At 46.7% G+C, this 12,096-nt stretch carries 7 protein-coding genes; all 7 read right to left on the bottom strand.

The features are described from left to right. Nucleotides 1-1,396: VCBS domain-containing protein (locus tag ICN42_RS06225; protein ID WP_216252281.1), on the bottom strand; the 1,396-nt coding region annotated here is incomplete at its 3' end. 228 nt (nucleotides 1,397-1,624) lie between these two features. Next, the gene (locus ICN42_RS06220) at nucleotides 1,625-1,825 is read right to left on the bottom strand and encodes a hypothetical protein (protein WP_216252279.1); all 201 of its coding nucleotides are present in this window, start codon (nucleotides 1,823-1,825) and stop codon (nucleotides 1,625-1,627) included. Between the two features lie 149 nt (nucleotides 1,826-1,974). Beyond that, nucleotides 1,975-2,853: a hypothetical protein gene (locus tag ICN42_RS06215; protein WP_216252277.1), complete on the bottom strand. Its 879-nt coding sequence runs from the start codon at nucleotides 2,851-2,853 to the stop codon at nucleotides 1,975-1,977. A gap of 24 nt (nucleotides 2,854-2,877) precedes the next feature. Beyond that, entirely contained in the window at nucleotides 2,878-4,623 is a 1,746-nt protein-coding gene (locus tag ICN42_RS06210; RefSeq protein ID WP_216252275.1) for a helix-turn-helix transcriptional regulator, read from the bottom strand. A gap of 34 nt (nucleotides 4,624-4,657) precedes the next feature. Continuing rightward, entirely contained in the window at nucleotides 4,658-5,860 is a 1,203-nt protein-coding gene (locus tag ICN42_RS06205) for an HlyD family efflux transporter periplasmic adaptor subunit (RefSeq protein WP_216252274.1), read from the bottom strand. A gap of 73 nt (nucleotides 5,861-5,933) precedes the next feature. Continuing rightward, a complete protein-coding gene (locus tag ICN42_RS06200; RefSeq protein WP_216252273.1) occupies nucleotides 5,934-10,220 on the bottom strand; it encodes a peptidase domain-containing ABC transporter in 4,287 nt (1,428 codons plus the stop codon). Continuing rightward, nucleotides 10,220-12,085, bottom strand: coding sequence for an efflux transporter outer membrane subunit (locus ICN42_RS06195; RefSeq protein WP_255539261.1), 1,866 nt, complete (start codon nucleotides 12,083-12,085; stop codon nucleotides 10,220-10,222). Before ICN42_RS06195 ends, ICN42_RS06200 begins: the two co-directional genes overlap by 1 nt. Nucleotides 12,086-12,096: the final 11 nt, after the last annotated feature.

The raw sequence follows: 12,096 nt of genomic DNA, 5'->3' as shown, positions 1-12,096 counted from the left end.
CGAAGGCTGCACTACTGTCGACATCAGTCGCACTTAAGCTACCACTAGCAGTCAGTGCCGCATTGGTTTCGGTTAAGGAGGCGGTGCTAGTACCCGTAATCGCAGCAGCGTCATTGGTACCGGTAATGGTCACGGTAATTACTTGGGTGGTGCCATCAGCAGTAGCGACCGTAATACTGTCGGTGTAATTTTGACCAGCAACAAACTCATTGTGCGCAGTACTAGCGGTATAGCTCCAAGCACCGGCAGTATCAATACTGAAGGCGCCATAACCATTGCTACCAGTCACAGCAGTTTGGGCCACGAAGGCTGCACTACTGTCGACATCAGTCGCACTTAAGCTACCACTAGCAGTCAGTGCCGCATTGGTTTCGGTTAAGGAGGCGGTGCTAGTACCCGTAATCGCAGCAGCGTCATTGGTACCGGTAATGGTCACAGTTACAACACCGGTACCAGAACCATCCAAACTAGTTACCGTGAAACTCTCGCTTAACCGCTGACCTGCAGCTAGCTCGTTGTAGGCACTATTTGCAGTAAATGTCCAATTACCATTTGCATCAATACTGAAGTTGCCGTAGCTACCACGAACATTGGATTGGGACTGCACAAGTGCTTCGCCAGCATCGGCATCCACAACAGTAATTTTTCCCGAAGTATTAAGAGCGAATGGCGCATCCCCCTCTGTGACTTCCGTTGATTGCGAGCCAACTGATGCAATGCGATTTACTTCAGCCGTAGCTTTATCTGGAATAAATTGAGCCTGAGGTGTAACTACATTTGAAGTCTGCGGTGAGTTTGTGGGGGGCGCTACTTCTGTGCTACCAGCAGATTCAAGAGCTTGTGAAGACGATGGGGTGTTGGGTTGCGAAGTTGACGAAGCAGGCGATGTAGCTTCAGCAGTTCCTGCTTTCGCTTTAACACCGCGAGGGATTCCGCCGCCGCCCGATGAACCTTGATTATCACTATTGTTGCTGGAAGCATTTGCACTCTGCGTTGCTTCGGGTGCAGCATCACCTTCAGATGCTTCGCCGTTAGCCTGGACTGTTAAGTTTGAGTTTCCAGTCCCAACTCTGAAGTTATTCAGATCTTCCGAACCTCTGCCAGCTTGATCTCCAGAATTCTCTCCACTGGAATTTTTTTCCACTTCATCGCCAGTGATTTCGGGATCGACTTCCACAACCTTATTGTTAGGGTTCTTAGGGTCGTTAAATAAACTTGGACTGTCAGGGGTTGGCGTTGGAGAATTTGCTACAGGCGCATCACCCTTAACTTCACTATTTTGCGCAATAGGAGATTGTTCCGCCGAACTGGGTTGTTGCAACGAGGTCATGTTGTCAAGATGCTGAGCATCATTGACTTGCTGAGTTGTTGGTGCGTTAACTGGATTGTCAGCCATGACTTATTTTCGGTAAATATTTAGAGCACAATTGCCCTCTATCTCGCGACTGTATTGGCTTCAATGGGTTTATGTAAGCCTGATATTAGTTATATAACTATAGTTATATAAATTAACAACTACCTGCACTCATTGAGATGTTAATAGTCCCAAGGGAGAAGAGACTGCCTCAAGGCTTGCTTATAACAAGCGATAAATTCAGTAAGGTATTTTTCAAATATTGAGTATCTAGAGCCAACCTTTTTGGGTTCGACTCTTCAGTTGATCTACATCCATGCAATAGGGTCCAGATTGATTGGGGTAGACACCATGTTGAGTAATCAGGGATTGTTCTACTTCACTGGGTTGTTGTAATGAGGTCATATCGTCAAGATGCTGAGCATCATTGATTTGCTGAGAGCTTATTGCGTTACTTGGTTTATCAGCCATGACTTTTTCGGTGAATTTATAAGGCGCAATTACCCTGTATGTAATGACTGTATTGACTTATATCGACCTATGTAAGCCTGATATTAGTTAGATAACTATAGTTATATATACATCAATAAATACCCGTGTTCATTGATGCTTTAAAGGCCCTAATTCAGAAAAGGCTCTCTCAGAGTTTGCTTGTAGCAGCTGATAAATTCAGTATGGTGTTTTTCAAAGCCTGAACATCTAGAAGCCACCTTTTGAGTACGGCTCTTCAGCTCATCTTCATCCATGCGATAAGGGCCAGTTTGCTTGCGATAGAAGGCTGCCCTCTGTTGTAGATAGATGCTATCAAACCCAGATAGCTTAGTTTTAGCGATTTCAGTGCTGCTAAGGCGGTAAACGCCCTTCAATTGATGGGATTGCATCAATGGAAAGAGCTCTGGGGACATACCCATTTCTGCGAAATAGAGAGGGGCCTGACTCTCAAAATGCTTCAGGGCTGCCCTAGCCTGAGGGTTATCGTTGAGATCCACCTCCTTAATGATCTTGGCATTGGAGTCGCTCATTGTCACCCTACCGCGATGAATCCCTACTGAGTAGGAGGGAGCGACCCTCACTACCCCACTAGCCAATACGAAAATGCAGGCGCTGGCGCACTGCCCCGTGACAAAGACATGGGCGTTAGCTTTACGAAGTAATCGACCCATCTGCATTGCGGCCACACCATCCCCGCCTGGGGAATCAAGCAACACAATAAGGCCCGCCGGAATGGGGTCACCACTGACTTGACCTATTGATAGCCTGAGTTTTTCTAAGGCATTTTTAGAAATTTGACCCTTAACTCCAACAACCATGACTGTGCCCTGCGTTGACGCTAAGGAATCTACCTGAGATGAATTGAATTTAGTAGCTGAGGCTGGCGTCTGAGTTTGATTTTGATTTTGATTTTGATTTTGTGCAATTTTTTGGGTTGTCTGTGATGAGCTGCTTACACAGGCGCTTTGCACAATCAAGATTAACAATATCGCCAGTAGTCTCAGCATAGCTTATGCAAGCATCAAATCAATTTATGCACGGGGTAGGCTGAGATGTTGAATTGCCTCCGCCGTAGCTTGATCGCGGAACTCAAAACCGCCTCCTTGACGTGCCAAGATAAAGCCTGCAGATGCCAACTCTTGCAATCCACTTTGAATTTGATGATGCGGTAAATCTAAGATAGAAATGACCTCTTCAATAGGTTTTTCAGGATTCTGAGAAGCCGTCATCACAATAGATTGCGCATGCGCAGAAAGATCATCCAGGATGGCCTGCATATCTACACGGATATTCTCTGGCAGCGACTCTTGTGTAGGTGCATTCATGGAATAGACTCGCGAGAACGGCATCTCAATTGGTCTTGGCCCCAATAGTCTCACTGAAGTCTGCGAGGAGCCAGATTCCTTGAGGTTAGCCACAATCACCAGAATAGGTCTGGCAGCCATACGATCTATGCCGCGATCTCCCAGTGCGTACTTGAAGGCTTCCAGTGCTTTTAATCCATATACTTGAATAACTAGCGGCCTCAGAATTGCCTGTTGAGCAAGAAACGCTCCTAGGCGCTCACCGCCCCCAGCACTGACAGGTAAGCCTAAAACGCTGAAATCTAAATCACGATGACTATTTTCTGCTTGAACAATAAAACTTTGCAGCAATTTATCGCGACGTTGCTGGCTAGGAGTACGCAGATGTATGGACTTAAAACCATTCAGTTGTGCTGCATTACCAAGAGCATCGATTAGGGAAGTAGCAAGCGATGGTGGCCAAGACTCCACAGCAACCCATTGTGCTACGCCAGACTTTACAGACTCCATTACACCGTCCATAAATGGCAAGCCACCCCATAGTGGACTTGCGTCTAGAGGGGCGACGTGCGCGTCTGCAATTGCCGCTATCTCACCTACCTGAATTAATTCAGGCGCCTTTGCTTTGACTGTTAACCAAGAAACACTAAAGGGTGCTAATTTTTTTGTCAGGGTATCGGTTAAGGGACGATTGAGCACTCTCGCATTACGGGCCAATATTGCAGCTACCCTAAAGGCATCTGATGCAAAGAGCTCATTAGCTTTATCAGAACTCATCTCGGGCTTAGACGCTATACCGATGCCAATCGCATGCTGCATTATTTTCTCAGGATCAATTTCTGAGTCCTGCGTTAAGTACTGATTGGAGTATTGCTGGGTAAATTGGGCAAGCTGTACCGCTCGGTCGGCGTCATCAAGGTGTGTATTGGGATAACCAAACCATGCCAACATTCCACCATAAGGCAGCAAGAGAAACTGGCCATCTAAGGCATCCACGTAGCCCTTTAAGACATCACGCAAATCTAACAAATATTGATTACGCCAATCCAACTCTTCTGGGGTAGCTAAAGCGGTATCCGGAATAGAAATCACTACAGCAGAAACAAGCCGCCAGGAATGTCCGCCCGCGCGAGCAAGCGCTAGCTTCCCTTTTTGAGGGGCAGATTTAGTAGTCACCCCAAAATCATTGGGATGCTCTTTCATTAACTGGTTCGCAGCAATCACTGCCTTTGTACGGTTGCTCACACCTAACTTACGGAAGAGCACAAACAAATGTTGTTTTACCGTGCCATAACCAATCTTCAGAAAATCCGAAATTTCCTTATTACTCTTTCCTTCAGCAAGTAGGCTGATAATTTCCTGCTGTCGTCCAGAAAGAGATACTTGCTCGACAGAAGACTTTTTGGAGGAGTTAGTCGCAGCACTTAATGACTTTGATCCCCTCCTATCAATTGGCGAACGTAGTGAATTCATATTTATTATTTCTCGATGGGTGATAGGCGCACTTTTAGCGCTCACGCATACCTTGTGAGAAAGCGACATAGATTGGACGCAAGAGATATTTCAGAACGGATTGACGATCGGTAATGATGTCTGCTTGAATAGTCATACCCGGCTCAATAGTCTTTTCCTTATCACCCACAAAGTTTTGCGGAATACTCACAATCACTTTGAAATAAGGATTCGATTTTTCATCCAAGGAACTGAACGAAGAAACCATGGTGACTTTTCCGGTAATGGTCCCGTAGCGCATGAAGTCGTAAGTACCTAACTTGAGGCGCGCATCTTCACCCTTCTTCACAAAACCAATATCGGTTGGTTGAACGCGCACTTCAGCATGCATCTTGCCATCGAGCGGTATTACATTCATTAAGGTTGCGCCAGGAGGTATGACACCACCAATAGTGCGGAACTTCAGATCTTGCACTACGCCATCGACTGGGGATACGACATCCACACGCTCCAAGCGATCTTTCAGTTTTGTCATTTGCTCTTCAGTCTGAGCAAGCTCACCAGTTGAAGTATTGAGGTCATCCATATTAGCTTTGCGATAACGCAATAACTCTGCCTGAGCTTGACTCAAGTTTCTTTGGGCATCCAAAGCTTGAACACGGGTAGCCAACTTCTCTTTCGCTAAATCACCACGAATAGAACTCACTTCACTCAAGATCTTGATTTCTGACTCCAGTTGACCGATCTGCTCTTTGGAAGTTTTCAAAGTAAATTCTTGTTCAGCAACAACTTGCTTATATTGCTCTGGCACTGCGGAGAAATCCGCTTTACGATCAGCCAGGAGCGCACGTAAGCGCTCTACCCTTGTAACGAGACCCCAATACTTAGCAGACAGTGTCAAATACTCGGCACCCGCTTCGGTGTCATTGAGGCGCATCAGCACCTGCCCTGCTTTGACCTCCTGGCCATCAGACACTTCTATTTCTGCGATCCGCCCTCCATCAACGTGCTGAATGATTTGCACCGACTGCATCGGCATGACTTGTCCAGGGGCTGTAGCAACCACATCCAGATTGGCGAATAAAGCCCAAATAAAGAAAGCACCTAAAGAGTAAGCAATTAATTTAACCGTGGTTTGCCAATAGACAGGTGGGGCTGCCTCCTCTAATAGGATGGCTTTCGCAATGTAGTTGTCATTGCGACTACCCAATACTAGCGGGCTACCTTTTTCTGGCTCTTGTGAAAGTGGCGTATTCATAATTTGACTCTCTTACTTAGTATCTTGCTGCATGTTTTCGTATTGGCTGGCTTCATCATTTGCGGATTCATATTTAGGCTGCCGTTGGCTGTTTGAGTAATTCATTAGGAGGGCCAGCAGCGCGCAAATACCCTTTATCTAACACCAGTAAAGTGTCGGCTAAGCGGATATGACTTGGGCGATGACTGATAAAGATCACCGTGGCTTTTCCCTTGAGCGCTTTCATGGTTTCTATAAATTTACGATCGCCCATTTCATCCAGGCCTGCACCTGGCTCATCAAATACCAAGATAGGTGCACGAGTTAAATAGGCGCGCGCTAAGGATAATTTTTGCTTTAGGCTAGAAGGCAGATCGTTGGTGTTGTCACCCACGCGATATTCCAAGCCTCTTGGCAGTGCCAATACCTGCTCTAATGCGCCAGCCATATCCAAGGCCTGATACACCTCATCATCAGTCGCGTCGGGACGGGCAAGGCGGAGATTCTGAGCAATGGTGGCTCTGAATAATTGAATATCTTGAGGCGCATAACCAATCATGCGACGCAATTCAATTGGATCAAGTTGGCGAATGTCTACGTTATCAATCAGGATAGATCCCGCTTGCGGCTGATACATTCCCAAGATCAATTTGAGAAGAGTAGATTTACCACCGCCATTAGGTCCACTAATCGCCACCATTTCACCAGGCGCCACCTTAAACTCCACACCAATCAGCGCTGGATCAACATTGAGTGAATAACGGAATGAAACCCGGGCAAATTCAATGGCACCTTCAAGGCCACGAGCAATCAAAGAACTAGCAGATCCTTGGCTCTCACCCTGAATCTTCATCAATCCGTCAATTTGACGGGTAGCGCTTCGCACACGCTCAATGCGAGTCATATTAGTAAAGATGGTTTGAATCGGTGTTAGTACCCGCCACATCAACATCATGGAAGCAATCAATGCGCCTGATGAAACGGTTTGCATGAATACCGCTGGCACAGTGGCTGTCACGATAAACAAAGCCGACAACATCATGACGAAATAAGACACGCCGACCAATAAGGAAGACATCTGCTCCGCCTTAAATGATGCCATCGTGGCATTGGCGGAGATTTCCCTAAAGCGCTCGAGCCATAGTGTCTGAGCGCCACACTCCCTCACAACACGCATTTTGGTAATCATTTCCACCAAGAATTCATTACGCTTGGTAGAAGCCTTGCTTACTGCCGATACTCGATCCCGAGTAGGAACCGAGAAGAGCCAATATAACAATCCATATATGGTGGCCATGATGACAAACACCAATAATGCAATTGGATTAATGATCGATAAGGCAATCAACAGAATGATGGTTGCTGGAGACTCCAAGACAGTTGAAGCCAAAGGTCCGATAAATAAATCCCGAATAGCCTCAAAACTTTGCAAGCGGGATGTTTGTGAACCTACTGATGCGCGTTCAGTGTAAGCAGGCGACATCTTAAATACCTGCTGCAAAATTGTGGCACCGAATAAATACTCGATACGTCCTGCGATATAAGACAGAATTCGAGCACGTTGGCGCATGAAGAAGAAGGCCAAAGACAGTGCAAGGACCGATCCAATGCCTAAATACAGAAGCGTATCTTGCGCGCCCGATGGAATGATCGTGCTGTACACGACCATCATAAATAGTGGCCCAGCCATAATAACCAAACCAGTTACTAAAGCGGAAATCGTGGCTTGACCAATGAGGGGTGAGAAACGCAACATCACCCTAAAGACCCAAGAGCGATTCTCTACAGTCTTGCTATCAGCTAACTCATAGAAAAAGGCTTGACCCATCATGCCTAAATTGGATTCGAGATCAACCTCGCCTGACTCACTAACGCCCTTACGCATTTGCTGTCCTACGCGGCCCATGGCGATGAAACCAAATCCATCATCTGGCAGGAATAAGCAAGGCAATGAACGCGGATCTAAATCACCTAAAGCACAATGGACTTTGATGACTTTGTAACCCAGCTGAGCCATCGAATTATGAAATCCAGGTAAATCTAAGCTCTCGGTAAAGTAAGGCAAGGACTCCGCAACTTCACGCGCAGTACCACGGGAGTTCATCAACTTGAGTAACAGCGTTAAGCAACCAGATAAATCAGTCTCATTTTTGAAATTACTATTGACCGTCTCATTAGTGCGCTCCCAACGTTCGGTATCAATATGTCCGCGCTTTAAGGGTGAGTCGAAATACTCGGCGCTAGACATCGATTGATAACTGAAGCCTTCAGAGGCTCTTGAGTTGGTAGTAAGCGCAATATCAGAGCCAGTGCCCGTGCCACCTTCATGTGAAACCACAACCCCACTAAGGGTAGTAACTTGCCCAGGTAAGACTTCAGCCAACTTACCAGCACTCAAATACCAAGTCTTATTTGCCAGGCGCAAATAGGAAGGTCTTTGCGACACGATGACTAGAGTGATCTTTCCTTTAATGGATTCTAGGAAGCGTAAGAAAACAGCATCCCCTTCCGAGTCGATAGTGGATGTAGGGTCATCGATCAAAATCACATTAGGCTGATTGGATAAGGCCCGCACAATAGCAATCCGCTGACGGTAACCCGGCGGCAATGAATCGGTAGCCATATCCCCTACTGGAGAATCCCAACCTCGCGGCATTTTGGACACAAAATCGCCTAAGCCCAGGGATTTTGCAGTTGCTAACGCACGGTCGACCCGACTAGCGTCAAAGACACTTGCGTTATCCAGCAAAGATCCTTCGAACATCTGACTGCTTTGGGGAAGGTAAGCTACTTGCTCGGTAAGTTTCCGTAAATCGATTTCAAAAATATCTGTACCGTTGACTAGAACATGACCTTCCGTCGGGGAAATAACGCCCGCCATAATCTGCAGCAAGGTGCTTCGCCCAGCCCCAATATCGCCTGTAATAGCGACACATTCACCAGCGGCGACCGACAAATTCAGATGATCAAAGATTTTGCTTGTGCTGCCCGGGAATTGGTAGCTCACATCAGATAGTTCAAGCGAGGATGGGATAAGTTCTTTGTCAAATACCTTGATTTCTTCGCCATCATTCAAGCTCGTGGTCGCAGGAAATCCTGGCAAGGTTAAGGTTTTGGCTAAGCTGTCACGCAATACTTCATCTTGCTGGAACTTGGTCCACATGCCACCCAAGCGCTGCAGTGGCGCAAGCGAACGCATACCTAGCAATACGCATGCAGCCAACTCACCATTGGTTAAATGATGAGTAATCACCAAGTAGGCACCAAGAGCCACCACTAAGGTTGTCATTAAAGGTGAAAAGACATTACCAATACCGGCTGACATGTCACCCGCATAGGTCATGCGGGCCATGATGCGTGCGCTACTTTCTTGTAAACGCTCATAGCGACGCAACATCAATGACTCCATGGACATGGATTTCATCGTATGAACATTGCTCAGTGTTTCATTTAAGAAGTTACTGCGGCGCAAGTCTGCCGTCTTCTGCTCTTTGATTAACTCAGGATCGTTGCGACCCATCTTCCAGGTAATGAAAACAAATACCGCATATCCAAACGTAACTAATAAGCCAATCCAGATATTGAGTATGAAAATAATCAATAAATATAAAAATGTGAACGGCAAATCCATCAACTGCTGGAAAGTCTGTCCGGAGTAGTGGTACTTCAAGCTAGAGATGGATTTGAAGTTTTCCATCACAGCACCAGTACCCTGACGCTCAAACTCATGCAGTGGCTCAACTAAAATTCTCTCAGCCACCTCCATCATGGCCTTATGTTCAAAGCGTGCTGAAATCCAGGCAGTAGTGTAGGAGCGCGCAACCCGTGTGACCGATTCCAAGGCAACAGCAATACCAACAGTAATCGCAAATAAGCCCAAGGTATCAAGGGATTGATGGGGCAAGATGCGGTCGTATAGCTGAAGCATTAACAATGGGAAAGCTAAGGCCAGTAGATTGATCACAATGCTGGCAGCAAGGATGGTTTTTTTCTCAGTATCAAATGGGGACAGCATCCCCACGAGCTTCTGCATGTCAGTCTGATTGCGAATTTGATGTATCCGCTCAAGCAGAACAATCATCTCTGCTTTAAATTCTTGCCACTCCATCAGCAGACGGTGCTTACTCGATACCCAGCGCGCTTTTAGCAGGGGAATCCAGTGTGCTGGCTTTGCTTTTGGCATATGAGCTGAGAATGCAGCATGGGCCTTTTTGCGATCAAAAGATTTACTCTCTCGAAGCACTCTATGTTTGCCTTGCAAATGAGTCCACAGGGACTCCATGTCCGACTTCACCACCAAATACAAAGTGATTAAGCCCATTTTTAAGGCGCGGCCACAATACTGTATGGCAGCCCAGATTTTTTGTAAGATTTGTTTCATTATTTAGCCTCCTGACTTACAGGAGTGGAGATAAGTTCGAAAGCAGAATCACGGGGAATCATCGGAGACTCCAAGGCCTTCAGGCCGCTACCAGGCAATGGCGCCTTGCTTCCGCGGTAACTTACTTGACCTTTTGGACTCACAACCAAATCTGGTTTAGACCCAAATACAGAATCTGCGCTATTGGCTTTTGCAACCCAACTCGCATCTGCCTCAGGTAAATTGCCGCCGCCCAAACAAGGATCGTTTTCTAATTTCATACCACCACCAATGGCCTTGTAGAGATTGACTGAAGCAATTAACTGATCGCTCCGGGCACTCACAGCAGCATCCTCCGAAGCAATGACCGTTCTTTGGATCTCATATAACTGAACATAATCCATACCACCGCGCTCAACTACCTTGGCACTCATCACAGCCAGACGTTGTGCGCGATTACGAGATTCATTTAAGGCAGCATAAGCCTGCGCAGTTAGTGCCACTCCAGATAATCCATCTTCAACATCGCGCATGGCGCCTACAACGGTATTGGCATAACCTTCAAGTAATTCCACATTCTTCGCACTAGCTAACTGAATTTGTGCACGACGCTTACCCGCATCAAAGATGTTTTGAACGAGGTTACTAGTGATGTTGTAAAACAAACTTTGCGGCATAGTGAGCTGGGACAATAGGAAGCTGCCATAACCACCTCCACCCGTAATGGAGAAAGTGGGGAAGAGATTGGCGCGAGCTGACAATAAGTCGGCCTCTGCCCCCTCTAAAGAAGCCTCAGCCCTCCGAATATCGGGACGGCGGCACAGCAAGTCGGATGGCAAGCCAGGAGCCACTACTGGGGCTTTGAATTCTTCTACAGATTTAACTTTGATTTTGATGCTAGAGGTCGTTGTGCCCAAAAGAGCTGCCAGACGATTAATCGCCCTCTCCCGCTGAAGCTTTAAACCGGTTACCAGAGCATCGGTATTGTTTTGCAAAATCAACTGTTGGGATAAATCAATCAGAGTGGCATCACCCAATTGCACCCTACGCTCTAAGCCCCTACCTACGCCCCGGATCGTTTCCAAATTGCGCTCACTAACCACGATGCGCTCATCCAGCGAAACGACCTGAAAATAAACCGTCATCACATCGCCCACCAAACTCAACGCGACAGCCTGGCGATTGAACTCACTAGCCAAGGCTTGTGAAAATGCAGACTGCGTATCAAAGCCTTTTTTACCCCAAAGATCAACCTCATAGTTAACGAGGGCGCCGGCCTGCCAAAGTGGCTGCGAACTCCACTGCGAGGTATTGGCCGCATAACCTGGGCCCGGAGTAGGCCCCTGAATACCATATCGAACATTGGCATCTAGAGTGGGATATTGCGCAGACTTCACGATGTCAGCCTGAGCACGGGTTTGTGATACGCGCGCAATCGCAATGCGCAAATCAAAGTTATTAGTTAAAGCGGTTTCAACAATCCCGTTGAGCTCTTCGCTACCAAAGTCCTGCCACCACTGCTCCTTAGGGCGTGGCAACTGCTGATTAGAAGGTGTTTTATAAGTCGTAGGTAGCCATCCAACATAAGCAGGGCCCGTCGGAGGATCGCCCTCCCTTTGCATCATGGAGGTGCAGCCCGAAAGCGCTAAACTTGAGCAAACTAAATAGATGGGTAAGCGCTTAATACAAAATCTGTATCGGCTTGATCGGCTAGGCTTTATCAAAACGGGTACCTTAGTTATAGGTGATCGCCTATTAGACCGAACTTTAGACCTATAACCAATGGTAGAAAGATTCTCATTTTTATAATTGAATCCTACTATTAAAAGCAGTACAAATGTACTAGATATTTCAAGGAAATTCTGTTGATAATCAAAAACATCCATTTAAATGATGT

This window comes from Polynucleobacter sp. 71A-WALBACH (assembly GCF_018882365.1).
GTDB lineage: Bacteria > Pseudomonadota > Gammaproteobacteria > Burkholderiales > Burkholderiaceae > Polynucleobacter.
This window is presented reverse-complemented; position numbering and strand designations above follow the sequence as displayed.